This is a genomic window from Corynebacterium sp. CNJ-954 (genome assembly GCF_001942345.1).
Classification (GTDB): domain Bacteria; phylum Actinomycetota; class Actinomycetes; order Mycobacteriales; family Mycobacteriaceae; genus Corynebacterium.
Genome location: NZ_MKKI01000011.1, coordinates 394205 through 421061 on the forward strand (window position 1 = coordinate 394205; position 26857 = coordinate 421061).

Genomic DNA, 26857 nt, shown 5'->3' on the forward strand with positions numbered 1-26857 from the left:
TCCGGCCCACTACTGCAGCTCCTCACCCGCCCAGGCGGAACTGTAGAAGTCCTGCGAGCGCGAGTCGAGCAACTGCTTGTAGATGTCCGGGTCCAGGTCCTGTGCAGAGTCGGTGGGGATCCTGTCCGAGAACGCTGACACACCAAGTCCCGCCTGGCGGTCCTCCATCTCGATGCCAGCGGCTTCCAGAATGGTCGGCATCATGTTCAGCTGATCGACACCCCCGCGCAACGTCGAGGTCTTCTTGTCGTCCCCGGGGACCCAGACACGGTTGAAGATGGTGCGGTTCGGGTGGTCACCGAGCTCTTCGGCGAACGCGTTGCTGGACCCCATGTGCTTGAGATGGTCACCCATGAGCACCACCGCCGTATCCTCCAGGTACCCCTGCTTCTCCATGTAGCTCACGAAGTCCGCGACCTGCGTCATAGAGCAGGCGAACATCGAAGTGACTTCGCTTTCCGTGTCCACGTCGCAGTAGTCGTAGATATGCACCGGTTCGTGGGTGTCCACCGTAAGCATCGAGAGATTGAACGGCGTACCCGTTTTCTCCGACTCCTCGTGCAGAGCATCGACGTGTTCCTTCGCGTTCGCCATGAGCCGTTTGTCACTCAGACCCCAGTCGTCACGGAACTGGTCACTCGGCTCGCCTTTCGCCCGCCAGTCGTCCAGATCGTACTGTTCGTCATAACCGTGGGTAGTGAGGAACTGGTCCTTCGCGGCGAATGAACCGTTCGCTCCGCCCATGAAGACATTCCGGTACCCCTGTTCCTTGAGGATGTCGCCGACACAGGTCAGGCCGCCCAGGTAGTTTCCGACGTCGCCACCGAGCGAGTTGAGCCCGGACTGTCCCGTGATGAGGCCATTGCCCTTCAGCGGGACACCGCACTGCGTTCCGGTGATGCCGGACATGGTCCAGCCACCACCTTCGTACTGCTGGAAGTTGTCGACGCTGTTCCAGCCGTCCTCCTCCCGGGTGACGTCCTTGAGCGGCACGAACGGATCTTTCTCGAACAACGTGGTGTCAGACAGAGTCTCCTCACCCGACTCGAGATAGATCATCACGACGTTGCGGGCGTTCTCGGCCGAGTCGACCTCGGGTTCCCTGTAGTACTGGTCGATGGTGTAGTCGGAATTCGCCGCCTTGATGTAGGCGCCGACATGGACTGAGGTTCCGAACATCGCTGTACCGCTCACGACAACAGCGGCGACCAACACGATGGAGACCGTACGCTTCACCCATGTTCGACCGACCGGTCGTTCCTCGTCCTGGTTGGCACGGTGCTTACGGACACGCCGGTGGTGCCAGAAAGCGATGCCGAGGGTCAGCACAACCGGCAGGACGCCGAAGGCGAGGATACCCAGCCAGACGAGATCACCGCCGCCGCCGTCGGTCTGCATGGAGACCAGGTTCATCATCATCTGGTCGACTGTGATCGAGCCCCAGAACATGTGGATCCCGATGCCGACGATGAACAGCGTCAGGGCCAGCCAGATCAGCAGGTATACGGCCAGGTGTCCTACAATGGAACCGACCCGTTTGGCCGTGATTTTGACGGGTCCAGACACTGGGACATCTCACCTTTCCGACACAATGCGCATGACGCGCAAGTCGCTCCGTCCTGCCGCCATGCACGAGGTCGGCAGAAGATTCATCCGATTAATATCTGGGATTCAACCACAGTTCACCGTCTCAATGCGAGAATCGGCGCGTGTTCGGGGCACTCCCGGCACGGGTGAATCTGATGAACTTCCCCACATCCTTCCTGTTCAGGAACGATATATAACGTAGTTTCGTTTGACGTCGAGGGTCGCACGTCCCCGCTCACTCTCCCGGACGCGTCTCCGGTGGACTTCGTAGGCACCCCCGCCCGAATCTTCCACGCTCCGGCTCCGCCCGTGTGAGTTCCAGGTGCCGTTGGATCACCCGCCACCGCCCCCGGCAGCCTTATCGCCAGCGCCAGCGATACCCCTCTTGTGGTTCTCAGGTGGACCACATACCGTATCAAATGCTTGCACATTTACGAGGGGAGCCGTGTGCATATGGCCGAGACACGAACAGCGGTGTGGACTCGCCGGTGCGCGATCGGAGCCTTCGCCGTCGCGCTCCCTACTGCACTGTGGAGAGTATTACCGGGCTCGGAGTGACACTGGGCACGCCTGCCGACTGGAGGGAGTTCCAGCAGCTCCCGGGAAGCGGGACGTGGTACGTCCTGGGACTCTCAGGGGTCCAACTGCTGGCTGCCGCGTGTTGCCTCCTCCTCGCCGTCCCCGTCGAGCGAGTCGTACCCCCACGCGCATCAGCTCGACTCGGCCGCGCAATACCAACGGCGATCGGCGTTGCCGGCCTGACAGGAGCAGGAGTTCTCCTGGTGCTGGTAGTCATGTCGAGCATCGCCTGGGAGAAGGTCGACCCGTTCGCCGGGGAGACGTACGGCGGTTGGGCGTGGCTCAGTCTCGCGTGTTATCTGACGGCAGCATTGTGGCCGGTTCTTCTCGCTCCAGCGTCGATCGGCTATCTCCTGCAGAACCGCGGGCACCGGCGAGCGCTCAGACGTTGAACTTGAACTCCACGACGTCGCCGTCCTGCATCACGTAGTCCTTGCCTTCCTGGCGGACCTTGCCGTGGTTACGGGCCTCAGCGACGGAACCGTACTCGTCCAGATCGGCGAACCCGACGATTTCGGCCTTGATGAAGCCGCGCTCGAAGTCGGTGTGGATCACGCCAGCAGCCTGGGGCGCGGTCGCACCCTGGGGAATCGTCCAGGCGCGTGCCTCCTTCGGCCCGGCCGTGAGGTAGGTCTGCAGTCCAAGCGTGGCGAATCCGGCCTTGGCCAACGTCTGCAGACCCGGCTCGTCCTGCCCCACCGAGGCCAGCAGCTCGGCGGCCTCCTCGTCGTCGAGCTCCAGAAGCTCCGCCTCGGTTGCGGCATCCAGGAACACGCAGTCCGCCGGGGCCACGAGATCCCGCAGTTCCTTCTGGCGGGACTCGTCGGTCAACACCGCCTCATCAGAGTTGAAGACGTAGAGGAACGGCTTGGCGGTCATCAGGTGAAGCTCACGGACCGCGGCCAGATCAAACTCCCCGGAGACGGACGCGGAGTACAGCGTCCGTCCGTCCTCCAGAATCTCCTGCGCCTGCTTGGCTGCCGTCGCCTGGTCCGCTTTATCGCGATCCTTGCGTCCCTCCTTCTCCAGACGGGGCACGGCCTTCTCCACGGTCTGCAGGTCAGCGAGGATGAGCTCTGTCTCGATCACAGAAATGTCGGTCGCCGGGTCGACGCGCCCGTCGACGTGGATCACATCGTCGTTCGAGAAGGCACGCACGACCTGGCAGATGGCGTCTGCCTCACGGATATTGGCGAGGAAGGCATTGCCCATTCCCTCACCTTCGGAGGCTCCCTTGACGATGCCGGCAATGTCGACGAAGGACACGGTGGCGGGAAGGATCCGCTCTGAAGAGTAGATCTCCGCCAGGCGGTTCAGACGCGGGTCGGGAAGCTCGACGAGACCGACGTTCGGCTCGATCGTGGCGAAAGGGTAGTTCGCCGCGAGGACGTCATTGCGGGTCAGGGCATTGAACAACGTGGACTTACCGACATTGGGCAGGCCGACGATTCCGAGAGTAAGGGTCACGGCGCCCATCCTAACCGGTGCCGTGCACAGGCCGCCGTCCACCCCCACCCGCACAGGTCCCGGCGAAACCATGTCTTAACTGTCTGTTTCCTGTAAGTCTGATGGGAATCTAGGATAGATTCGATTTCTTCTGTTCACCTGCCACAACTAGACACCCGGAGGCCCACGCACATGTCTGCAGACGCTCCTTCCGGGCCGCAGGTCGGATCCGACGGCAAGGATGGAAAGGTCACCCGCGACACATTCAACTCGCGGCTCCTCTTCCTGTTCGCCGCCATCGGTTCCGCCGTCGGCCTAGGCAACATCTGGCGATTCCCCTACGTCGCCTACGAATCGGGCGGCGGCGCCTTCCTCGTCCCCTACATGATCGCCCTGCTCACCGCGGGTATTCCGCTGCTGTGGATGTTCTTCTCCCTCGGCCACCGGTTCCGCGGTTCCGCACCACTGGTCTTCCGTCGCATCCACCCCCGGGCAGAGATCCTCGGATGGTTCCAGGTCGGGATCTCGTTCTTCATCGCGGTCTACTACGCGGCGATTATCGGGTGGGCACTGCTCTACACGATGAAGTCCTTCACGAAGGGATGGGGGGAGAACCCGGGCGACTACTTCTCCGGCGAGTTCCTCCAGGCAGACACGGACACCGTCTTCTCCGGAAGTTTCGTCATGCCCATCCTCATCACCATGATCATCGTGTGGATCATCGTCCTGGTCACGCTCGCACTGGACGTCAGCAAGGGCATCGGGCGGCTCAACGTCATTTTCATACCCCTGCTCCTGGTCCTGTTCGTCATCATGGTGATCCGCGCACTGTTCCTCGACGGAGCCGCGACGGGTCTCGACGCACTCTTCACCCCGGACTGGAGCGCGTTGACCGACGCCTCGGTGTGGATCGCCGCCTACGGGCAGATCTTCTTCTCACTGTCCATCGGGTTCGGCATCATGATCACCTACTCCTCCTACCTCAAACCCCGGTCCAACCTGACGAGCACGGGGCTGGTCACAGCTTTCGCCAACTCCTCATTCGAAGTGCTGGCCGGCATCGGAGTGTTCGCCGCACTCGGGTTCATGTCCGCTGCATCGGGAATTCCGGTCAGTGAAGTGGCGACCTCCGGCATCGGACTTGCGTTCGAAGCGTTCCCGACGATCATCAACGAGATGCCCGCCGGCGAGCTGTTCGGAATCCTCTTCTTCGCCAGCCTCGCCATTGCCGGCGTCACCTCACTGATCTCCATCGTCGAGGTCGTGTCTTCAGCGGTCCGGGACAAGTTCGACCTCCCCCGACGTACCGCCACACTTGTCGTGGGGGTGCCGATGGCCGTGCTCTCGGTTCTGGCGTTCTCGGCCACCAGTGGTCTGGTCACACTCGACATCATGGACAAGTTCACCAACAACATCGGCATCGTCCTGGCTGCTCTTGTCGCCATCATCGTTGTCGGGGTGCTGACCATGAGGATCAACGAACTGGAGCAGCATCTCAATGCCGTTTCCTCGTTCAAGGTAGGCCCGACGTGGCGCACATTCCTGATGTACGTGACCTCGGTGATCCTCACGTTCACCCTCCTCAGCGAGGTCTCCACACTCCTCGACGAGGGCTACGGCGGTTACCAGGACAACCAGGTCTTCACCTGGGGATGGCTGCTGATCATCATCATGGCCGTGGCCGCCGTAATCATGCACGTCGTCCCGTACCGCCGGAGGTCCCTGGTGCTCGACGGCACCCCGGGTTCGGACTTCGGTGTACCACCGGGTGGCCGTGGACGCGGCATCCCCAACCCGCTCGCCGGTGGCTCCACCGCCACCTCCCCACTCAAGGAAGAAGGAGCGACCCGATGAGCACAACGGCAATCGTCATGATGGTCCTGTTCATGGTTTTCCTCTGGGGCGGCCTTGTCATCGCCGCTGTCAACCTCAGGAATCATTCCGATGAGGAGTCCGGGGAACTCGGCACCGCACCCGGTACCGACGACGAGACTCTCATCCTTCACGCGACATCCCACCCTGCGGGGTGAGTACCCGGTACGTCCCGATGACGCACACCGCGTTGTAGGGCACAATGGGTCGGGTGAGCAGTGATTCCAAGAACACAGACGAGTCCTCCGGGCGGAAGAAGTCCGACGGACCGAACAGCCCCGACCCACGCGACGTCGTCGACGGCCGCGACTTCGCCGATATCCTCATGGGGTCCGGGCGTATGGACCCCGAGTCGTCGCTCCCCTTGCCTGGCGAAGATCATACGGTGAAGAGTCCGGCCGAGGCCTCCCGGGACTCGATCTTCCTCGAAGACGACCCTGCCATGCAGGAACCGGATGACCAGTCCGCCGTCCTCCAGTCCGACGAGAACACCGGGCCCGGCGACGAACTCCGCGACCGTGCCGAAGTCATCGGCACATCAGCACGGTGGGCGGCAGGCTGGAGCCTGCGTTTCCTGGTCATCGCCGCGGCGTTGTGGGTTCTCGGCTTCGCACTGTCCGGGCTCTGGTCCGGCATCCTCCCGGTCATCCTGGCCATCATCGTCTGTACCGTCCTGTGGCCGGTCGTGCGTCTGCTGCGTAAGGGGCACCTGCCCAATGCGCTTGCGGTGCTGCTGACCATCATCCTGTTCTTCGCCGTGATCGGCGGCATCATCGCCGCGATCATGCCGAGCGTCTCCAAGCAGATCCCCCAGCTGGTGGACAGCGGCGCCAAGGGGGTCGAGCAGATCCAGGAATGGGTCGCCGGTCCCCCGCTGAACCTCCAGAGCGACCAGATCGACAACATGATCGACCAGGCCACCAACTGGGTCCAGGACCAGACCGACCAGATCACCCAGACCGCCATCACAGGCGTGTCCGCGGTCACGTCCGCTGCCATCACCCTCTTCGTGATGCTGGTCCTGATCTTCTTCTTCCTGAAGGACGGCGAGAAGTTCCTGCCGATGGTTCGCCGTATCACCGGCCGCCGTGTCGGCTGGCACCTGACCGAGGTCCTCACACGGTGCTGGAACACACTGGGTGGTTTCATCCGCACCCAGGCCATCGTCAGTTTCATCGACGCCTTCTTCATCGGCCTCGGCCTCTGGATCCTCGATGTCCCCCTGTGGCCAGCGCTGGCGATCATAACCTTCTTCGGCGGATTCATCCCGATCGTCGGTGCCTTCACCGCCGGCGCACTGGCGGTCTTGATTGCGCTGGTCGCCAACGGCTTCACCACCGCACTGATCGTTCTCGGCATCGTCCTGCTCGTCCAGCAGCTTGAAGGCAACGTGCTGCAGCCGGTCCTGCAGTCCAAGGCGATGAAGATGCATGCGGTCATCGTCTTGCTGTCGGTCACCGTCGGGGGCGGTCTCTTCGGCATCATCGGCGCCTTCCTGGCCGTCCCCGTGGCCGCGATGATCACCGAGGTCTTCCGTTACATCGGCGATCTCACCGACCTGGCCACCGGCGAGAAGCACTCGGCCGACATCACCTTCGCCACGTCTGCCGGAAAACAGACCGGTGCCCAGCGCGAGCAGGCCGCCCAACGGTGGCAGGACTGGAAGAAGTCCCTGACGAGCGACGAGTCCGGCGAGCCCAAGCCGTTCAGCCGGTTCCTCGCACCTCTCCTGCCCGACGACAAGGATGACAAGGACGGTAAGGACGACAAGCCGAGTGACGACTCTGCTTCGAAGCCGTCGTGAGGATCGGGTAACATCAGCGCCCGTGACTTCTGACGCTACTGACGAGTCCGCCCCGTTGAACCGAAGGGGCCTGATTCCGGTATGGGCGCCCCTCCTCGTGATGGCGGCCGTGATCCTCACCGGGATCGTGCTCGGCGGGGTCGGAACCGCCTACATTGTTCTCTTCGCTGTCTCTGCGGTCGTATGTACTGCCCTGGTCGAACTTCGTGGACTGTTCCTCACCGTCGTCCTGTTGCCTGTGTACTGGTTCTTCGGCATCACAGGTGCGGGACTGGCCGGAGGTACCTCGGCCGCGTCGAACCTCAAGACCACACTGATCACCGCTGCCTACCCCGCGATCGAGAAGTTCCTCTGGTTGGCCGCCACCTTTGTCATCTGCGTGATCATCGCCGTCGTGCGTCAGCGAATCGATGCTGCAGTACTGCAGAGTCAGCACAGGCGTGAGCGTTCACGTCGTCGCCAGATGAGTGATGCCGAGCAGAGTAACCAGCGTCTGAACGCGCGGGTGCGCGACTACGACCGCACATCAGGCGAGGGACAGGCGGATCGTACCGACCGCCCGGACCGGAGCACACAGGCCACCCGCCCGTACCGGACGACCGGCGACGCCAGCGACACCCGGGACACCCGGGAAGAACGCCGGACGGACGACTACCCCCGGTACTCTGCACCGCGCGATGAGAATCGTCGGTACTCCACCCGACGGGATGAACCGGAGAAAGCAGACAGTCCAGAAACCCGTACCCGTACGGCCGCAGAGCTCCGGGAGGCGAGCCGCCGTCGGCGGTCACGGAGCCAGGACCGCCCCCTCGACATGGACTAGAACAACCCCCACTACTCCCCCACTGTCCCCACATCCTCTGCGCGCACCCCGGAACCGTCTGACGCGACAAGTCCCGGGGTGCAGTCAGCTGGCGTTCCGGGCTGGCCGGAGTTCACGCGGCAGCGAGAAGACGAGATCCTCAGTAGCGGTGGTGACTTCCTCGATGCTGGAGAAACCGTGCTCTGCGAGCAGATCGAGCACACCACGCACGAGCAGTTCCGGGACCGAAGCTCCCGAGGTGACTCCCACCGACGTCACACCGTCGAACCATGCGGGATCCACCTGCTCCGCGTAGTCGACCAGGTAGGACTCCTTCGTACCGTGCTGAAGAGCCACCTCGACCAGACGCTTCGAGTTCGACGAGTTCTGCGACCCTACGACGATCATCAGCTCGACCTGCGGGGCGATGGCCTTCACCGCAACCTGCCGGTTCTGGGTCGCGTAGCAGATGTCGTCGCTCGGCGGTGTCTCCAGCTGCGGGAACTTCTCGTGGAGGAGCTTCACCGTACGCATCGTCTCGTCGACGCTCAGGGTCGTCTGTGAGAGCCAGATCAGCTTGGTGTCCTCCGGGAACTCCAGCGCATCGACGTCCTCCTGCCCGTCGACCAGGTGCACCACGTCCGGCGCTTCGCCAGCGGTCCCCTCGACTTCCTCGTGGCCGTGGTGGCCGATGAGGATGATCTGGTAGCCCTGCTTGGCGAACCGCTTGACCTCGTTGTGCACCTTGGTCACCAGCGGGCAGGTCGCGTCGAAGGTCTTCAGGTTCAGCTGCTTCGCCTCCAGGTGCACCTGCGGGGATACGCCGTGGGCGGAGAAGACGACGTTCGCGCCCTCCGGTACCTCCGTCGTCTGGTCGACGAAGATGACGCCGCGTTCCTCGAGCGTCTTGACGACATGCTTGTTGTGCACGATCTCCTTACGGACGTAGAGGGGTGCACCGTGCTTCTCGAGCGCCTTCTCCACTGTCTCCACGGCTCGGTCGACGCCGGCGCAGTATCCGCGCGGCGCCGCCAGCATCACCCGCTTGCTGTCACGCCTGTCGGCGCCCGGCCTCGGATTGTCGATGGTGGTCGTCGGGGCAGTTGTGGTGAAGTTATCCACAGGTGAAGCCTCAGTCATGTCCCCCATGCTATCGGACCTCTACAATCAGAGCCATGTCAGATGCCTCGCCGCCGTCAGGTTCACCGCCGTCACCGACCTCTGCGGAGTCACCGTGGCCGGTCCACGTGGTCAACGACAAGGTGAAGGGGTGGATCGAACGTCTCGGCCATCTCTGGGTGGAAGGGCAGATCACCCAGGTCAACATGAAACCGTCCTGGAAGCTCTCCTACATCACCCTGCGCGACGTGGAGAAGGAGCAGTCCATCCCTCTGACCTGCTCGACATCGATGCTACGTTCCATGCCCACACCGTTGAAGAACGGCGACCGGGTGGTGGTCTACGGGAAACCGGCCTTCTACTCGGGGCGCGGCTCATTCTCCCTGTGGGTCTCACGTGTCCAGCATGTCGGTGTCGGCGAGTTGCTGGCACGGATGGAACAGCTCAAGCGTGCGCTGGACGCCGAGGGGCTGTTCGACCTCCGCCTCAAGCGTCCTCTTCCGTTCCTCCCCCGTCGGGTCGGTCTGATCACCGGGCGGGGATCCGCCGCCGAACGGGACGTCCTGGCCGTCGCCCACGACCGGTGGCCCGCAGTCCAGACCGAGGTCATCAACACCGCCGTCCAGGGACCCCAGGCGGTGCCCCAGGTCCTTGCCGCGCTCCAGCAACTGGAGTCCGATCCGCGGGTCGACGTCATCATCGTGGCCCGTGGCGGTGGTTCGGTGGAGGACCTTCTCCCCTTCTCGGAGGAGGCTCTGGTCCGTCAGGTGAGTCGGATGACCACCCCGGTGGTCAGCGCCATCGGTCACGAACCCGACAACCCGATTCTCGACAACGTCGCCGACCTCAGGGCCGCCACGCCGACGGATGCCGCCAAACGGGTCGTCCCGGACGTCGCCGCTGAACTCGAGCTCGTCACCGAACTCAGGGACCGCGCGGCCGGGGCCCTGCGATCGTGGGTGGCCAATGAGCAGCGGGGCCTGTCCACCGTCCGCTCCCGTCCGGTCCTCGCCGACCCTCTGCTGCCGATCCGGCGTGAACAGGACCTCGTGTCCGAAGCCCGCGAGCGCAACGACCGCGCGTTGGGAATCACCATCCGGGACATGCGCTCCCAGGTCACGTCGCTGAAAGCCCAGGTCAACGCGCTCGGGCCGTCACAGACCCTGCGTCGCGGCTACTCCGTGGTGCAGGTGCTACCGCGGGACCACACCCCAGCCCAGGTTGTGACGACGGTCGACGACGTCACTCCAGGATCCCAGTTGAGGATCCGTGTCCTCGACGGATCCGTCACCGCCGCGGCCATGGCGGTGCAGCGCGCCGAAGGAACCTCCGCGCCAACCCCGGACGACACATCCACCAGCTCCAGCCCAGACCGAAGTACCGACCGAAAGGACCCCGCCACCGATGAGTGACAGCGACAACAAGCAGACGTTCCGCCCCCTGGAGGAACTGAGCTATGAACAGGCACGTGACGAACTGGTGGAGGTCGTCAAGATCCTCGAGCTCGGGCAGATGAGCCTCGATGAATCACTGCGCTTCTGGGAGCGGGGAGAGGAACTCGCCGCCTACTGCGAGCGCTACCTCGACGGTGCCTCCGAGCGGGTGGAGGCAGCCCTGCAGAACCGCCGCGACGACGACGGCGCAGACAGTCCAGGCAACTCCTCCGACGAACCGGAGTAGGCGGAGTAGGCGGAGTAGATGTAGGTCCCCGTGAGATCATCAACGTGATACCCACAGAGCCCTCTGAAAGGTTTCCGTCGAAATAGTTCTAGCTCCGAGCACACATCCGGGAAAAACTCGTGCCCGAGGCTAGAACTATTCCCCCGGCTGGGTCGTCGGCGTTGTCGTCGGAGTCGTCGGAGTCGGCGGAGTCGGCGTCAGCTGGCTCCCACCTTCAGGAGACGCAGACCTAGCTTGTGACGATCGGGTCGGTCGTCACCACTTTGTCAGCCAGGGTCTCGTAGATCTCACCGGTGGCCGTTCCGGACAGCAACACGGTGGATTCACCCAGGTCGGCCGCCCAGATGGTGCGGGCGTCATCACCGGTGAAGATTCGCCAGGTCACTGTGTTCCCGTTGTTGCCGCTGCCCCCGCTGTCCCCACTGTTCCCGGCATCCCTGACCATCTGTGCAGTCTTTCCGGACGCGGAGCTGCTGTGGGAGTCGGTCTCCTCGCGGTAGTCGTCATCCACGTCCGCGACAGCGTCCTCGAGTTCGGCGCCGGTCTGGGTGAGTGAGATGTAGTACTTCTCGTCGACGACCCACCCCGCTATCGAGGACGGCTCACCGTCCACGGTCGTCCGGCGCCCCGAATTAGGCTCCCAGTTGTCCGGCACGTCCGGATTACGCACCGGAATGCCCAGACTCCGCGCCTCGGTACCCAGGATCGCGTCGATGTCCACCTCGTTGACCTGCCCCGACGTGTCTGCCGGGCCAGGGTTGTAGCTGCACAATCCGGTGAAGCCGACAGAGAACGCCATCACCAACCCCAGCACGCCCAGCGAAATCAGCAGGTCGCGGGTGGAGGTGAACATGCGCGGTTTCTCGAGTTTCACGGCATTGATTATTGCAGACAACCGCACCCGGAGCCCTAACCGTCACCATCGGGCGACCGTGTGGGGACACCTGGGAGGAGTCGTGGAACAATGGAGGGCACCCCCGATGCTCTCCCGATATCAGAAAGCTGGTCTTCCATGACTTCCGGACCCGACTCCGTCCCCACCCCTCCCGAGGCACTGCCTGCCTCCTCCCCGGACCGCAACCTCGCCATGGAGCTCGTCCGCGTCACCGAAGCGGCGGCGCTGGCCTCGGGCAAATGGGTCGGGCGCGGGAAGAAGGAGTCCGGCGACGGTGCCGCCGTCGACGCCATGCGACGGATGATCAACACGGTGCAGATGAACGGGACCGTGATCATCGGCGAAGGTGAGAAGGACGAGGCCCCGATGCTCTTCAACGGGGAACAGGTCGGCACCGGTGAAGGCCCGGCCGTCGACATCGCCGTGGACCCGGTGGACGGGACGACGCTGATGGCCGAGGGCCGCCCGAACGCCATCTCCGTTCTCGCCGCCGCCGAACGCGGGTCAATGTACGACCCCTCCGCCGTGTTCTACATGAAGAAGATCGCCGCCGGCCCGGAAGCTGCCGGCAGCATCGACATCGAGGCCCCCGCCGCGCACAACATCAACGCCGTCGCCAAAGCGAAGGGCGTCCACCCCTCCGACGTCACCGTCGTCGTCCTGGACCGTCCCCGCCACACCGACCTGATCGCGGAGATCCGCGCCGCCGGTGCGAAGGTCCGCCTCATCGGGGACGGCGACGTCGCCGGAGCGGTCGCCGCCGCCGGTGAGAGCCACGCCGTCGACCTGATGATGGGTACCGGTGGCACCCCGGAGGGCATCATCACCGCCTGTGCGATGAAGTGCATGGGTGGCGAGATCCAGGGCATCCTGGCCCCCACCGACGACGCCGAACGCCAGAAGGCCATCGACGCGGGTCTGGCACTGGACACCGTCCTCGGGACGAATGACCTGGTGTCCTCGGACAACTGCTACTTCGTCGCCACCGGTGTCACCAACGGTGACATGCTCCGCGGCGTGAGCTACCGTGCCGGCGGGGCAACCACCCGGTCACTGGTCATGCGCTCACGGTCCGGCACGATCCGGAACATCGAGGCCACCCACCAGTTGCAGAAGCTCAAGGACTACTCGGTCCAGGACTACATCTGACGCCCGTCCCCACCCCCGCAGCGTCCCGTCACCACCGCGGTGCGGGTACCCTTATATGTCAGTCGACACAATAATCAGGAAGGACACGACAGTTCATTATGAGTGAGCAGGAATTCCGCATCGAGCATGACACCATGGGCGAGGTCAAGGTCCCGGTCAACGCCCTGTGGCGTGCCCAGACCCAGCGTGCCGTGGAGAACTTCCCGATCTCCGACCGTCCGCTGGAGGCCGCACAGATCCGCGCAATGGGTCTGCTGAAGGCAGCCTGTGCCCAGGTCAACAAGGACTCCGGCGCACTGGACGCGAAGAAGGCCGATGCCATCATCGCCGCCGGTAAGGCCATCGCCGAGGGCACCTACAACGACGAATTCCCGATCGACGTCTTCCAGACCGGTTCAGGCACCTCGTCGAACATGAACACCAACGAGGTCATCGCCTCACTGGCGAAGCAGGACGGGGTGGAGATCCACCCGAACGACGACGTGAACATGGGCCAGTCGTCCAACGACACCTTCCCCACCGCGACTCACGTCGCGGCCACCGAGGCGGCCGTCACCGACCTGATCCCCGCACTGAAGGTTCTGCACACCTCCCTCGCGGCCAAGGCCAAGGAGTGGAAGAACGAGGTGAAGTCGGGCCGCACCCACCTCATGGACGCCGTTCCGGTGACCCTGGGCCAGGAGTTCGGCGGATACGCCCGCCAGATCGAGCTCGGTATCGAGCGTGTCGAAGCCACCCTGCCCCGTCTGGGCGAGTTGGCCATCGGTGGTACCGCCACCGGGACCGGTCTGAACACCTCGGCCGACTTCGGTGCGAAGGTCACCGAGGAGCTCAAGAAGCTCACCGGTGTCGAACAGCTCACCGAGGCCGAGAACCACTTCGAGGCACAGGCTGCGCGTGATGCGCTCGTCGAGTTCTCCGGCGCGATGCGTACCATCGCGGTGTCCCTGAACAAGATCGCCAACGACATCCGGATGATGGGCTCCGGCCCGCTCACCGGATTCGGCGAGATCCACCTGCCGGACCTGCAGCCGGGTTCCTCCATCATGCCCGGCAAGGTCAACCCCGTCCTGTGTGAGACCGCGACCCAGGTCGCCGCCCAGGTCATCGGCAACGACGCCGCCATCGCCTTCGGTGGCGCCCAGGGTCACTTCGAACTCAACGTGTTCATCCCGATGATGGCCCGCAACGTGCTGGAGTCCACGAAGCTCCTTGCGAATACCTCCCGCGTCTTCGCCGAGCGCCTCGTCGACGGCATCGAGCCGAACAACGAGCGTATGCGTACCCTGGCCGAGTCCTCACCGTCCATCGTGACCCCGCTGAACTCGGCGATCGGCTACGAGGCGGCCGCCAAGGTCGCCAAGACCGCACTTGCCGAGGGCAAGACCATCCGGCAGACGGCCATCGACCTCGGTTATGTCCCGGACACACTGTCCGAGGAAGAGCTGGACAAGCGCCTCGACGTGCTGGCGATGGCCAACACCGACCGCGACTGATCCGTTTCGGCCCACCCGCCGAACCCCGCATACGCCGTAGGGCACCGTGGCTCCACCGCCGCGGTGCCCTACGGCGTTCTAGGCTGGGAAGCATGCCGGTCGATTCTCCTCCCACCCCCAGTCACATCACCGTCCGTGGAGCGCGTGTCAACAACCTGAAGAACGTCGACGTCGACATCCCGCTGAACAGGCTCGTGGGTATCGCCGGGGTGTCCGGTTCTGGAAAGTCTTCGCTGGCACTGGGGGTTCTCTACGCAGAAGGCTCGCGGCGCTACATCGAGGCCCTGTCCACCTACACCCGACGGCGTATGGCGCAGAGCACCCGGGCCGAGGTCGACTCGGTGGAGCACGTGCCGGCCGCTCTGGCGCTGAGGCAGCGCCCCGGTGTACCCGGGGTCCGCTCGACGTTCGGCACCCTCACCGAACTCCTCAACGTCCTTCGTCTGATGTTCTCCCGGCTGTCGTCCCACGTCTGCCCGAACGGCCACCGGGTCGCGCCCACGATCGCGGTCGCCGCCGAACGACCGTTCTCCTGTCCTGTCTGTGGCGAGACGGTTTCGCCGCCGGGGGCGGAGGACCTCGCCTTCAATTCCGGTGGGGCGTGTCCCCGGTGCGAAGGAACCGGCGCGATCCGCACCGTCGACGACTCGACCCTGGTACCGGATCCCACGAAGACGCTGGACGACGGCGCGGTTGTCCCGTGGTCGATGTTCGGCTTCAACGTGCAGCCCGACATCGCCCGGGAGTTCGGCGTGCGCACCGACGTCCCCTGGAACACGCTCTCCGACGCCGAGAAAGAGATCGTGCTGGACGGGCCGGAGGAGAAGAAGCATATCTCCGTCACATCGGTGAAAGGTGTCCATGAACTCGACTTCACGTTCCGCAATGCGCGGTTGACGGTGATCCGCGAACTTGAGCGCGCCGACACCGAGAAGAGGCTGGACCGGGTGAGCCGGTTCCTGTCCACCGGGACGTGCCCGGACTGCCACGGCACGCGGCTGAGCGATGCCGCACGCACGCCTCGGATCATGGTCAGCAGGAGCGGTGGGGACGGCGAGGACGGTGACGACGGAGGAATGAACCTGGCGGAGGTCACCGCGCTTCCCCTCGACGACGTACTCGCCTGGACGGCACGGGTGCCGGACGCACTGCCGGAGGAGATGCATGCTCTCGCCGGAGGGCTTGTCGGCACACTCCGGCAGATGGCACAACGGCTCACGGAACTGGGCCTCGGCTATCTGTCGCTGGACCGTGCCGGTTCCACCTTGTCGACCGGCGAGCGCCAACGGGTCCAGTTGTCCCGGGCGGTCCGTAACCGCACGACCGGGGTCCTGTACGTCCTCGATGAACCGTCGATCGGACTCCACCCGGCGAATGTCGACGGACTACTGGGCGTCATGTCGGACCTGGTGGCGGACGGAAACTCGGTGGTGTTCGTCGACCATGACGTCCAGGTGCTCCGACAGGCGGACCACCTCGTCGAGATCGGCCCCGGCTCTGGCAGCCAGGGTGGCACGGTGGTGGCCGCTGGCGACGCCACCGACCTCACTGGCTCGGGTGTCTCGCGGTTGGCAGGGTTTCTCGACGGTGCCGAGCCGGTGGTGGTTCGCGACCGCGCCGGAGCGGACTCACTTTTCGACGGTGGGGCAATCCATCTCGAAACGGACCGGGTCCACACCGTCCACCCTCTCGCTGTCGATATCCCGGTCGGACGTGTGACGGCGGTGACGGGCATGTCGGGCTCCGGCAAGACGACGCTGATTCTCGAGTCCCTGGTACCAGCGCTGCGAGGTGATCGTCCCGGGCATGTGACCGCGTGCGACGCTCCGTCCGGTGCCACGGTCCACGTCGTGGACGCGACGCCGATCGGCATCAACGTCCGGTCGACGGTAGCGACGTATTCCGGTGTGATGGACGATCTCCGCGCGGCATACGCCGCAACCGGGGAGGCGGTGGCGGACGGACTGACCGCCTCTGACTTCTCCTACAACACCCGGTCCCGGAAGACGTCACGGAAACATCCGTTAGCGTGCCCGCGCTGCGAGGGCACCGGCGAGGTGTCGCTGGACGTCCAGTTCCTCCCGGACATCGACATCCCCTGCCCCGAGTGCGGTGGGCGCCGGTACTCCCCCGACGCCGACCGCTACCGTCGTGACGGTGTGAGCCTGCCGGAGCTGCTCGGGATGACTGTCGCAGAAGCGCGCACGGTGGTCAGCGGACTTCCGAAAGTCCACCGACGACTCACGGCACTGACTGACCTGGGGCTGGGCTACCTCGTCCTCGGTGAGGCCACACCTGCCCTGTCCGGCGGAGAGGCGCAACGGCTGAAGCTTGTCAATGAGGTGCACCGGACCCAACGGGACGCGGTGTTCGTCCTCGATGAGCCGAGCGTCGGTCTGCATCCCAGCGACGTCCGTACGCTCCTCGAGGTTCTGCAACGGCTGACCGGGCAGGGGGCGACGGTGATCGTCATCGAGCATGATCTCGACATGGTGGCCAACGCCGACTACGTCATCGACATGGGCCCGGGCGGAGGCGCCGACGGCGGCCGGGTCGTCAGCACAGGCACACCGGACGAGGTGGCGGCTGACTCCGCGTCGGTGACCGGGCGGTACCTCGCACAGCACTGCGCACGTGCCGTGTGCGACGATACATCCCATGACGATCACCGCAGCCGCTGACGGCTCCGCCCTCGGAAATCCCGGCCCGGCGGGATGGGCCTGGTACATCGACGACGACACCTGGCGCGCCGGAGGCTGGCCCCACGGAACCAACAACATGGGTGAGCTGAAGGCCGTCCTGGACCTCCTGGAGGCTACGGCTGCCGAACCCTCCACCGCCGGCGAGCACCTGCTGATCCTGTGCGACTCCCAGTACGTGATCAACTCCGTCACGAAATGGATGCCGGGATGGAAACGCAAGGGATGGAAGAAGAAGGACGGCAAGCCGGTCCAGAACGTCGAGCTGATGCAGGCGATTGATACAGCCATGCAGGGACGCACCGTCGACTTCGAGTGGGTGAAGGGACATGCAGGGCATCCGCTGAATGAAGCTGCGGACAAGCGGGCCAACGCCGCAGCCACCGCATACTCCGCGGGCCGGAGCCCGGAGACCGGGCCGGGCCTCGACGTGTACGGCGGTGTCCGGGATAGGAGCTCGACCGGGACGCAGGACGCCAGAGACGGCAGAGACACCGGCGACACCGGCGGCACTGGGGACACCGGCGCAGCAGGTACCGCTGACGCCGCAGAGCGGGAGCTCGCACTCTACACCGATGACGTTAGGGGCAACCCCGAGTTCGCCGAGGCGCTCCTGCACCCCGACCTCTGCGTCATCGACAGCGCAGGCACGGTCCTGGACCGCCGGGAGTACCTGGCGTCCCTGGCGCCCCTCCGGGGCTTCGACCGGCTCGAGATCTCCGACGTCGTCACCGAGGCACTGTCCGACAACGCAGTGCTGGTGCGTTCCACCGCCTCCGGCGCCTACGGCACGACGGTGCGGACGTCACTCTGGGTCCGGCACGATTCGCGTGATCCTCATCTCGTTCTGCGCCATCACCAGCAGACAGTCAAGAGCTGACCACCCCCATAAGGGGGTTAACGATATTTTTGCATTGCGTGCAACTTTTCACTCCGTGTAGACCTGTCTCGTGACTGAGGCAAGGAATGAATCCACACAGAGCGCCGTCGACTGCGGTCTTCGCGAGCGCAAACGCCGGGAGACCCGGCTGCGCATCGAGGACTGCGCCACTGCGCTCATCCTGGAACACGGATTCCACCAGGTCACCATCGACGAGATCTGTGAGAAGGCCGAGGTGAGTCGTCGGACGTTCTTCAACTACTTCGACTCCAAGGACCAGGTCGCCGCGGGCCGGGGTGTCCCCCCGATCCCCGCGGTCGACCTGGAGGCCTTCGCCACCACCGACTCCTCCAACATCATCCGTGATGTCCTCGACTACATCGGGAAAGCCGTCGACAATGACCCGGACTCCTCGCTGCGCCTGTCCCCTGACCGGGCCACCAGCCTGATGGTCCGGGAACGTCGACGCCAGATCGTCCTGGAGACACCGGAACTCAGCGCCGCGGGAATGCGACGGTTCGACGCGCTGGCCGGCGACATCCTCGCCGCCATCACCGCATTCCTCACCCGTTTCCCGGAACACCGGCATCTTCCGGACGTGACGGTCCATCACGAGGCACTGCAGTTGACCGCCCTTATCCGTACAGCACTGGCCACAGGAGGGCTTCTCCACCGCGAGCAGCCGGAGTTGACCAAGTGGGAGGTCCTCACCCACGCAGGCCGGCACATGACCGCACTCGCGGCCAATTACTCCCGTGGCTGGGACTAGCCCCCGACTAGCCCCCGACTAACCCCTGACCGTTCGATCCACACGTAAGAAAGCACGAGAAGAGATCCTTCATGAGCACAGTTGAGAAACTCGAGTCGTCACCGACGACTCATGAGGACACACGCGCCTCAAAGAACAACATTCCTCTGGTCTTCGCCAGCCTCATGCTCGGCATGCTGCTGGTGTCACTGGGCCAGACGATCTTTGCCACCGCTCTGCCAACCGTCGTCGGCGAGCTGGGTGGCGTCAACCAGATGAGCTGGGTGATCACGGCATTCCTGCTCGCCCAGACCATCGGCCTTCCGATCTACGGCAAGCTCGGCGACCAGATCGGCCGTAAGCCCCTGTTCATCTTCGCCCTGAGCATGTACCTCATCGGTTCCGTGGTCGGTGCGCTGGGACAGAACATCTGGATCATCATCATCGCCCGCGCCATCCAGGGTCTCGGTGGCGGCGGCATGATGGTGCTCTCACAGGCCATCATCGCCGACATCATCCCGGCCCGTCAGCGCGGCAAGTACATGGGCCTGATGGGGTCCGTGTTCGGCCTGTCCGCCGTGCTGGGCCCGCTGCTCGGTGGATTCTTCACCGACGGTCCGGGCTGGCGCTGGGCGCTCTGGTTCAACGTGCCGCTGGCACTCGTCGCCATCGTCATCGCCGTCTTCGCCATGCACCTGCCTGCCCGTGGTGGCGGACATGCGAAGCTGGACATCTGGGGCACCGTCTTCATGGCCGGCTTCGCCACCTGCCTCATCCTCTTCCTCAGCTGGGGTGGCAAGGACTACGAGTGGGGTTCGGCCACGATCATCGGCCTGATCATCGCCAGCGTGGCGTGCGCGGTCCTGTTCGTCGTCGCGGAGCTGCGCGCCAAGGAGCCGCTCATCCCGATGACGCTGTTCGTCAACCGCAACTTCGTGCTGTGCACCCTCGCGGGCCTGGTCATCGGTGTCGTCATGCTCGGCACACTGTCCTACATGCCGACCTACATCCAGATGGTCCACGGCATGTCGCCGACGAAGGCCGGCCTGATGATGATCCCGATGATCCTCGGCATGATGCCGACCTCCATCGTCGTCGGCATCATCGTCAGCCGGACCGGCAACTACAAGTGGTACCCGGTCGTGGGCATGTTCATCACCGCCGTCGGCCTGTTCCTCCTGGGCGGACTGGAGACCCACGACGGTCTCGTGCACCTGGGCCTGGTTCTCTTCGTCTTCGGCTTCGGCCTGGGCTGCGCGATGCAGATCCTGGTGTTGATCGTGCAGAACGCCTTCCCGGTCAGCATGGTCGGCACCGCGACCGCCTCGAACAACTTCTTCCGGCAGATCGGCATGTCCGTGGGCTCGGCAGTCGTGGGGTCGGTGTTCACGTCCCGCCTGCAGTCGCTGATGGGCGAGCGTGTCCCCGGCGCCATGCAGGAGATGGGACCGGATGCCGCCAAGTACACCGACGCATTCTCCGACAGCGGATCCCAGAGCATCACACCTGACATGGTCGGGCAGCTGCCTGCGAAGCTGCACGAGGCTGTGATCACCAGCTACAACGATGCCCTCGTGCCGATCTTCACCGTGCTGATCCCCCTGGCCGTCATCGCCGGCATCGTCCTTGTCTTCACCCGCCAGGACAAGCTCAAGGACACCGTCGAATAGGAGCGGCTACTCCTCGACCCGCGCCCGGTACTCCGGGTAGGCGGGTCCTCCCTCGAGGATCTTCTCCAGCAGGAGGATGTCGCGCCAGCGGCCTTCCATCGGGCCGTAGTTCATCCGTGCCATCGTGTGTGCGACACCGATCTCCGTGAACCCGCGCGACAGGTGCAGCTTCAGGGAGCCCTGGTTCTCCGGGAACACGGTGGAGTGCATCGCCCAGTACCCTGCCTCGGTCGCCGCCGCGATCATGTGGTCCAGGAGCGCTCCGGCGACTCCCCTCCCCGCGGCGTCCGGCGCGATGTAGACCGAATCCTCCAGCACCCCGTCGAACACCGACCGTCGGGACGCCCTGGACGCCGACACCCACCCGAGCACGTCACCGTCCTCGTCGGCGACGAACATCAGGTCGGCGATCTTGTGCTCCATGAAGGCATCCCAGGAGAGGGTCTCCCCCTCATAGGTGGCGTGGCCGGTGTCCATGCCGGACTGCTGGATGCGCGCGACCTGAGCGTAGTCGTCCTCCCGCATAGGACGAATCGTGAATGTCATGGAAGACATTGTAAACGTGCCGCGGTCGCCTGCGCAGCGGAGCAGCACATCACCCTTTTTCCAGCAGACTGGTCACGAGTTCCGCGACCGCTGAGCGCTCGGACCGCGTGAGGGTGACGTGCGCGAACAGTGGATTGCCCTTCAGCTTCTCCACCACCGCCTGGATGCCGTCATGTCTCCCGACCCGCAGGTTGTCCCGCTGCGCGACATCGTGGGTGAGCACCACACGGGAATTGCGTCCCAACCGCGACAGGACGGTCAGCAGGACGTTCCGTTCCAACGACTGCGCCTCATCGACGATGACGAAGCTGTCGTGGATGCTGCGTCCCCGGATATGGGTCAACGGGAGCACTTCAAGGAGCCCACGGTCGTCGATCTCATCGAGCACGTTCCCGCTGACCAGACCGTCGAGTGTGTCGTAGACCGCCTGCGCCCACGGGTTCATCTTCTCGATGCCGTCTCCCGGCAGGTAGCCCAGATCCTGGCCCCCGACGGCGTGCAGCGGACGGAACACCACGATCCGGCGGTGGCTCTGCCGTTCCAGCACCGCCTCCAGACCGGCGCACAGCGCCAGGGCTGACTTTCCGGTGCCGGCCGATCCCCCGAGGGAGACGATTCCGACCTCCTCGTCGAGCAGGATGTCGAGCGCCACGCGTTGGCGTGCACTGCGGCCACGCAGTCCGAACGCCTCACGGTCCTGCGGCACCTGCCGGAGGACCCCGTGGGTGGTCACACGTGCCAACGCCGACTGGCTCCCGGAGGTCAGTTGTACGCCGCAGTGCACCGGGAGGTCCACCACGTCATCGACTTCCCCGGTGGCGTCGACCACACCCTCCGCGAAGATCCGGTCGATGAGGTCCGGGGCAACCTCGGCCGTCACCATGCCCTCGTACCCGGTCAGGACGACGTCCTGCGCGCGGTACTCGTCGGCGTCCAGGCCGACGGCGCCGGCCTTCACCCGCAGGGGCACATCCTTGGTGACCAGCGTGACGTGCTCGCCTTCCGCACGAAGATTGAGGGCGGACGCGAGGATCCTCCGGTCATTGTCCGCACCGTCGTCGGGCCGTGCCCGGAGACCGGCGGGCAACACCGACTGGTCGACGTGGTTGAGTTCCACACGCAGTGTGCCACCGTCCGGGGTGACCTCGATTTCCCGGTCGAGACGTCCGCTGGCCCGACGCAGGTCTTCGAGGAGCCCCAGTGCCTGGCGCGCGAACCAGCCGAGTTCCGGGTGCTGGCGTTTCGCCTCCAGCTCACCGACGACGACGATGGGCAGGACGACATGGTGCTCGGCGAACTTCAACGGTGCCCAGGGGTCGGACAGCAGGACCGAGGTGTCGACGACGTAGGTCCGAACGGTGCCGGGAGCGTCGGGAACATCGGCCGAAGTCAGGGTGGACGGGGTGGCGGTGGTGGCTCTGGTCATGTCCCCGAGGCTAGGAACCGCACGTGTAGATCACATGGTTGTGAGATGAAGACTGGGTGAACTCAACGGGAACTGGAGGCGCGTCTTCCCCGACATATTCCGACGAACTGCTGGATGATCTCGTCGTCCCGGTCGCGTCGCCAGACCAGCGCAACCGACGTCCCTTCCACCCCCGCCAGGGACCGGTGGACGACCCCGCGTCGGTTCACTGCACGGAGCAACGGGCGCGGGGCGACGACGACACCGACATTGGCGGCGACGACCTCAAGATTCTCGCGCACCTGCCCCGGATCGACACCGCGGTAGAGCACCGTCTCCCCCTCGATGTCCTCCAGAGTCACAGCCTCGTTCTCCCCCACCGCCTCCAGGGCGTGCTCCTTGGGTGCTGCGACTCCCGGTGTCTCCTCGTACAGGACAACCCGGTGGACATCGAGGGACTCCATTGCGGCGGCGTCCACATTGCTCTCGGGCATCCCTTCCCACTCGCCCGGCAGACGGACGATCCCGATGTCCGCGGTCCCGTCGAGCACGTGGGCCAGCGGGTCGTCCGACGCCGCTGACGCCGCTTTCCACCCGTCCATGCGCTCATCGAACCTGCCGAACCACTTTCCGGGGACGACACCGGTGGCGAAGACGACCTTGAGGTAATGGAGGTAATGCATGACGGCCATCCTAGTCTCCGCCCGGACCAGATAGACTCTGCAGACATGAGTGACCGGATGAAACCCCAGACGGCGGCGAAGAAGCTGAACATCTACCTGCCCGCCACACCCCAGGAGTTCCAGGACAGCACGGTGAGCCACGATGAGTTCGTGGCGCTGCAGAACGACCCGCCCCAGTGGCTGCAGGATCTTCGCCGTGAAGGCCCCCACCCCCGGCCCGAGGTGGCCCGCAAACTCGGCATCACCATTACCGCCCTCAAGGCCAATGACATGGACAAGCCGCTGACGACCGCAGACATCAAGGCGCTCCTGGAGAATCAGCCCGAGTGGCTGCGCAGCGCCCGTAGTTCACTGGCGGAGAACCGTCCCGGCGCAGGAACCGACGAGAGCTGAACCCCTCTACCGGGCACCACCGCACAGAAAGAAGTTGAGGGCCCCCGTCCTTCCGGGTGACGAACCGGAAGGGCGGGGCCCTCGTGGAGAGTGCAGCCGCCGGGTGACGAATCCGACGACGCGAAGTATCTCCGCTGTGCCACAGCAGGCAGGTGAACTGCAGTCCAGGGCAGCGCGTTGGAGGTGCCGCAGCCCGAGCGCGCCGTTCCGGTGAGAAGAGGAAGCCGGAGTGCGCGGATTCAGACTGAACCCTGGGTTCCACCTGCCGTTGCGGCTGATCCACAACTGCAGTGCGTCGAGGTGACTAGCCGTCGACACATCCATGAGGTTAGCGAGACCTAAACCGGTCTGTCAACAATTAGACAACAAAAGAGTGTCCTAATTCCCGTCCGCTCGTCGCGCAGTGGACTGACCTGCCTTTTCCTTTCGGATATCGACAATGACAGCCATCACCCCCGCACCACTCCCCCATGTCCGCCGCACCTCATACCCGTGCACTAAATGTTTCCCACCCCACAATCCTCCCCCGGATGGGATCAAGTTACACACTTCCGGGTACCGCTCGTTAATATGAAATTGTAACAAGTAAGAGACGTGGATCACACGGACAAACTGTTTGCCCCTTCCACGACGCTCGGCTCTGATCCGGAAGGACACCATGAAGAACTACCTCCCCCGCACCATCTTCGACGAAGAACACGACATGTTCCGCGAGACCTGCAAGGACTTCGTCAATGCAGAGGTCCGTCCCCACGTCGACCGGTGGCACGAGCAGGGCTACAGCGACCGCTCCATGTTCAAGGCAGCGGGCAACCTGGGCCTGCTGGGAATCACGTCCCCCGAGGAGTTCGGTGGCGGCGGCATGCCGGACTACCGCTTCAACGCGATCCTCTCCGAGGAGCTCGCCGAAGCTGACTGCGGTTCGGTCATCGTCTCCCTCCAGGTGATCAACGACCTGGTGATCCCCTACCTCGAGCGCTTCGCCAACGACGAGCAGAAGGAGAAGTACCTCCGACCGCTCTGCGCCGGTGACAAGATCGCCGCGATCGCCATGACCGAGCCGGGTGCCGGTGCCGACCTGGCGGGCATCCGCTCCAACGCGCCGCGCGACGAGGACGGCAACTTCATCCTCAACGGTTCGAAGACCTTCATCTCCAACGGCATCCAGGCCGACTTCACCATCGTGGTGGCCATCACCGACCCGTCCAAGGGTCGCGCCGGCGTCTCCCTGCTGATCGTCGAGGACGGCATGGAGGGCTACACCAAGGCCGCACCGCTGAAGAAGGTCGGACTGAAGGCCCAGGACACCGCGGAGCTCTCCTTCGAGAACGTGAAGGTCCCCGCGGAGAACCTCCTCGGCGAGGAGGGTGCGGGCTTCGGCTACCTGCGCACCAACCTGGCCCAGGAGCGTGTCTCCATCGCCGTCGGGTCGATCGCCACGTCCCGCCGCGCCTTCGACCTGGTCTACAAGCACTCCCAGGAGCGCAAGACCTTCGGCAACCGACTCGTCGACCACCAGGCCTACCGCTGGGAGCTGGCCAAGATGGCCACCGAGATCCAGTCCGCACAGGCCTTCGTCGACGCCGCTGTCGCCGCGAAGGTCAAGGGGGAACTCGACGAGACCACCGCCTCGATGGCCAAGTACCTGACCACCGAACTGCAGATCAAGGTCGTCAACACCGCCGTCCAGCTGCATGGTGGCTACGGCTTCATGCTGGAGTACCCCATCTCCACCCACTACCTCGATTCCCGCGTGCAGCCGATCTACGGCGGCCCGAACGAGATCATGCTGGAGATCATCAGCCGGAAGCTCGCCAAGGGAGCCTGACCTGCGGAAACAATGGTCGGATAGTGTGCTTCGCGCCCGCTGTCCCCCATTTTTCCCACGACACCCCTGGTAGATCACACGACGGAGCCCGTCGTGGCTGCCCCGCAGAACGTGCGGGTGTCGTAGATCAGCCCCGGAGCAACCCCTCAGGTCGGTAGGACCGACCTGAGGGGTTGCTCGCGTATTCCCCCGGGCCGGGTAGTTATGCCCCGCGGAACTGCGGAGCCCTCTTCTCCAGGAATGCCTGGATGGCCTCGCTGTGGTCCGCGGTCTGGAACAGCCGTCGTTGTGCACCGGCTTCCTCCCCCGCACGGGCACTCACAGCCGCCGTGTCGCGCACGAGGGCCTTGATCTCCCGGTAGGATGCCGTCGGCCCTGCCGCGAAGCGCCGAGCCAGCTCCTGCACCGCGTCGTCCAGGTTGTCGGGGTCGACGACTGAGGTGACGACACCGAGCGCACCTGCGTCTGCGGCGCTGACCCGCTCATCGAACAGGAGGAGCTCCAGTGCCTTGGTCTGGCCCACCGTGTCTGCCAGGGAGCGGGACAGCCCACAGTCCGAGGCCAGGCCGACGCCGCTGAATGCCCCCTTGAATGCTGCCGCCGTCGAGGCACCCGGAAGTCGCAGGCCATCGCGATTCCCCAGCCCGCCCCGGCAGCAGCCCCCTGGACTGCCGCAATCACCGGCACCGGGATAGACAGCAGAGCGTCCATCATCGGGTTGTACTCGGTGATGACCTTGTCCGTGTCGACGCCCTGCCGGGTCTCCTCCAGCTGCTCCTTGAGGTCCTGCCCGGAGCAGAACGCCTTGCCGGATGCCCTGACCACGACCACCCGCACCGGACCGTCCGGCGATGAATCTGCGGCTGCGGTGGCGAAAGCGTCCTTCAGCTCAAGTCGCAGGTCGCGGTTCAGCGAATTGTGCGCGTCCGGACGGTTGATGGTGATGACGCGGATTCCGTCACTGGTGGTGGTGTCAACAAGGTTCATGCCACCTCACACTACAGTCACCCCGACGTACGCCATCTGTTCGACCGCCACAGCGCCACCGGTCACGCTCACGGGTGCACAGAGGTCGCTGAGCAGCTCCACCTCGAAGCCTTCCGCCACGGCGTCAAGCGCTGTGGCACGCACGCAGAAGTCAGTGGCGATACCGCACACGGTGACACCGGTGATCCCGTGCTCGCGCAACCAGTCCGCCAGGCCCGTCTCCGCGCCCTCCAGATGCCCCTCGAAGCCGGAATAGGCCGCCGTGTACTCCCCTTTGAGGAACCAGGCATCCACCAACCCGGCATCAAGCTCAGGGTGCGAGTCGGCGCCCGGGGTACCTGCAACACAGTGCACCGGCCAGGTGTCCTCGAAATCCGGTGCGACCCCGGCGGGTGCGAAATGCCCGGCGGGGTCGATGTGCCAGTCCTTCGTGCCCACGACGACGGCATAGTCATCCTTGTGCGCACGCAGACGGGCACTGATCGCCGCGGCAACGTCTGCTCCCCGTTCGGTGCCCAGGGATCCCCCGGGACAGAAGTCGTTCTGGACGTCGACGACGATCAAGGCTTTCCGTGGGGCGCTCATGGCG

General features: G+C 64.7%; 24 protein-coding genes and 1 pseudogene. 15 read left to right on the forward strand and 10 right to left on the reverse strand.

From position 1 onward, the window contains the following. Positions 1–9: 9 nt before the first annotated feature. A complete protein-coding gene (locus BJF89_RS06505; RefSeq protein ID WP_075813268.1) occupies positions 10–1566 on the reverse strand; it encodes an LTA synthase family protein in 1557 nt (518 codons plus the stop codon). Positions 1567–2117: 551 nt separating this feature from the next. Here BJF89_RS06505 and BJF89_RS18485 point away from each other — a divergent pair. Then, complete coding sequence (locus tag BJF89_RS18485) at positions 2118–2558, forward strand: hypothetical protein (protein ID WP_158026043.1); 441 nt, start codon at positions 2118–2120, stop codon at positions 2556–2558. Here the strand turns inward: BJF89_RS18485 and ychF are convergent. After that, complete coding sequence (ychF, locus tag BJF89_RS06515) at positions 2548–3633, reverse strand: redox-regulated ATPase YchF (RefSeq protein ID WP_075813435.1); 1086 nt, start codon at positions 3631–3633, stop codon at positions 2548–2550. The genes BJF89_RS18485 and ychF overlap by 11 nt on opposite strands. Before the next feature lie 171 nt (positions 3634–3804). On the opposite strand from ychF, the gene BJF89_RS06520 reads away from it, so the two are divergent. From BJF89_RS06520 to BJF89_RS06535, 4 genes are read left to right on the forward strand one after another with little or no spacing between them, the layout of a single operon-like run. Further along, the gene (locus BJF89_RS06520) at positions 3805–5466 is read left to right on the forward strand and encodes a sodium-dependent transporter (RefSeq protein WP_075813272.1); all 1662 of its coding nucleotides are present in this window, start codon (positions 3805–3807) and stop codon (positions 5464–5466) included. Next, positions 5463–5642 (forward strand): methionine/alanine import NSS transporter subunit MetS, encoded by a 180-nt coding sequence (gene metS / locus BJF89_RS06525; RefSeq protein ID WP_075813274.1) that lies wholly within the window; start codon positions 5463–5465, stop codon positions 5640–5642. The genes BJF89_RS06520 and metS overlap by 4 nt, the downstream gene beginning before the upstream one ends. Positions 5643–5686: 44 nt before the next feature. Beyond that, the gene (locus tag BJF89_RS06530) at positions 5687–7288 is read left to right on the forward strand and encodes an AI-2E family transporter (RefSeq protein WP_075813276.1); all 1602 of its coding nucleotides are present in this window, start codon (positions 5687–5689) and stop codon (positions 7286–7288) included. Positions 7289–7310: 22 nt separating this feature from the next. Next, entirely contained in the window at positions 7311–8111 is an 801-nt protein-coding gene (locus tag BJF89_RS06535; RefSeq protein WP_255372511.1) for a DUF6542 domain-containing protein, read from the forward strand. Between the two features lie 84 nt (positions 8112–8195). Here BJF89_RS06535 and BJF89_RS06540 read toward each other — a convergent pair whose 3' ends face one another. Further along, complete coding sequence (locus BJF89_RS06540; protein WP_083650535.1) at positions 8196–9230, reverse strand: 4-hydroxy-3-methylbut-2-enyl diphosphate reductase; 1035 nt, start codon at positions 9228–9230, stop codon at positions 8196–8198. A gap of 35 nt (positions 9231–9265) precedes the next feature. Between BJF89_RS06540 and xseA the strand changes: the two genes are divergently transcribed. After that, positions 9266–10621, forward strand: a complete 1356-nt coding sequence (gene xseA / locus BJF89_RS06545; protein ID WP_075813278.1) for an exodeoxyribonuclease VII large subunit — start codon at positions 9266–9268, stop codon at positions 10619–10621. Continuing rightward, entirely contained in the window at positions 10614–10889 is a 276-nt protein-coding gene (locus BJF89_RS06550) for an exodeoxyribonuclease VII small subunit (RefSeq protein WP_075813280.1), read from the forward strand. Before xseA ends, BJF89_RS06550 begins: the two co-directional genes overlap by 8 nt. 229 nt (positions 10890–11118) lie before the next feature. On the opposite strand, the gene BJF89_RS06555 is transcribed toward BJF89_RS06550, so the two are convergent. Continuing rightward, positions 11119–11763 carry a DUF4245 domain-containing protein gene (locus tag BJF89_RS06555; protein ID WP_255372512.1) on the reverse strand — a complete coding sequence of 215 codons (645 nt, stop codon included), beginning with the start codon at positions 11761–11763 and terminating at the stop codon, positions 11119–11121. 138 nt (positions 11764–11901) lie between these two features. On the opposite strand from BJF89_RS06555, the gene glpX reads away from it, so the two are divergent. The 6 genes from glpX to BJF89_RS06585 all read left to right on the forward strand — a co-directional run bounded on the left by glpX (position 11902) and on the right by BJF89_RS06585 (position 20426). Then, positions 11902–12933: a class II fructose-bisphosphatase gene (glpX, locus tag BJF89_RS06560; protein ID WP_075813442.1), complete on the forward strand. Its 1032-nt coding sequence runs from the start codon at positions 11902–11904 to the stop codon at positions 12931–12933. Between the two features lie 98 nt (positions 12934–13031). Then, complete coding sequence (locus BJF89_RS06565; protein ID WP_075813282.1) at positions 13032–14429, forward strand: class II fumarate hydratase; 1398 nt, start codon at positions 13032–13034, stop codon at positions 14427–14429. A gap of 92 nt (positions 14430–14521) precedes the next feature. Beyond that, entirely contained in the window at positions 14522–17110 is a 2589-nt protein-coding gene (locus BJF89_RS06570) for an excinuclease ABC subunit A (protein WP_075813284.1), read from the forward strand. Continuing rightward, complete coding sequence (locus BJF89_RS06575; protein WP_075813286.1) at positions 17088–18008, forward strand: ribonuclease HI family protein; 921 nt, start codon at positions 17088–17090, stop codon at positions 18006–18008. Before BJF89_RS06570 ends, BJF89_RS06575 begins: the two co-directional genes overlap by 23 nt. A gap of 70 nt (positions 18009–18078) precedes the next feature. Beyond that, positions 18079–18777: a TetR/AcrR family transcriptional regulator gene (locus tag BJF89_RS06580; protein WP_075813288.1), complete on the forward strand. Its 699-nt coding sequence runs from the start codon at positions 18079–18081 to the stop codon at positions 18775–18777. A gap of 71 nt (positions 18778–18848) precedes the next feature. Next, positions 18849–20426: an MDR family MFS transporter gene (locus tag BJF89_RS06585; RefSeq protein ID WP_075813290.1), complete on the forward strand. Its 1578-nt coding sequence runs from the start codon at positions 18849–18851 to the stop codon at positions 20424–20426. Positions 20427–20432: 6 nt separating this feature from the next. Here the strand turns inward: BJF89_RS06585 and BJF89_RS06590 are convergent, their stop codons facing one another. From BJF89_RS06590 to BJF89_RS06600, 3 genes are all read right to left on the reverse strand, one after another. Continuing rightward, positions 20433–20972 (reverse strand): GNAT family N-acetyltransferase, encoded by a 540-nt coding sequence (locus tag BJF89_RS06590; protein WP_075813292.1) that lies wholly within the window; start codon positions 20970–20972, stop codon positions 20433–20435. Between the two features lie 49 nt (positions 20973–21021). Then, entirely contained in the window at positions 21022–22398 is a 1377-nt protein-coding gene (locus BJF89_RS06595; protein WP_075813294.1) for a PhoH family protein, read from the reverse strand. A 62-nt stretch (positions 22399–22460) separates the two neighbouring features. Beyond that, positions 22461–23060 carry a LysR substrate-binding domain-containing protein gene (locus tag BJF89_RS06600; protein ID WP_139311911.1) on the reverse strand — a complete coding sequence of 200 codons (600 nt, stop codon included), beginning with the start codon at positions 23058–23060 and terminating at the stop codon, positions 22461–22463. 57 nt (positions 23061–23117) lie between these two features. Here BJF89_RS06600 and BJF89_RS06605 point away from each other — a divergent pair, with 57 nt between their 5' ends. Then, the gene (locus tag BJF89_RS06605) at positions 23118–23453 is read left to right on the forward strand and encodes a DUF5997 family protein (protein WP_139311917.1); all 336 of its coding nucleotides are present in this window, start codon (positions 23118–23120) and stop codon (positions 23451–23453) included. Between the two features lie 658 nt (positions 23454–24111). Continuing rightward, positions 24112–25281: an acyl-CoA dehydrogenase family protein gene (locus tag BJF89_RS06610; RefSeq protein ID WP_075813300.1), complete on the forward strand. Its 1170-nt coding sequence runs from the start codon at positions 24112–24114 to the stop codon at positions 25279–25281. 202 nt (positions 25282–25483) lie between these two features. On the opposite strand, the gene BJF89_RS19950 is transcribed toward BJF89_RS06610, so the two are convergent. The 3 genes and pseudogenes from BJF89_RS19950 to BJF89_RS06620 form a co-directional block, all read right to left on the reverse strand. Next, positions 25484–25924 carry an enoyl-CoA hydratase-related protein gene (locus BJF89_RS19950; RefSeq protein ID WP_369803661.1) on the reverse strand — a complete coding sequence of 147 codons (441 nt, stop codon included), beginning with the start codon at positions 25922–25924 and terminating at the stop codon, positions 25484–25486. 26 nt (positions 25925–25950) lie between these two features. Next, positions 25951–26268 (reverse strand): annotated as a pseudogene (locus tag BJF89_RS19955) (enoyl-CoA hydratase/isomerase family protein); the annotation flags it as partial. A 6-nt stretch (positions 26269–26274) separates the two neighbouring features. Then, a complete protein-coding gene (locus tag BJF89_RS06620) occupies positions 26275–26853 on the reverse strand; it encodes an isochorismatase family protein (RefSeq protein WP_075813302.1) in 579 nt (192 codons plus the stop codon). Positions 26854–26857: the final 4 nt, after the last annotated feature.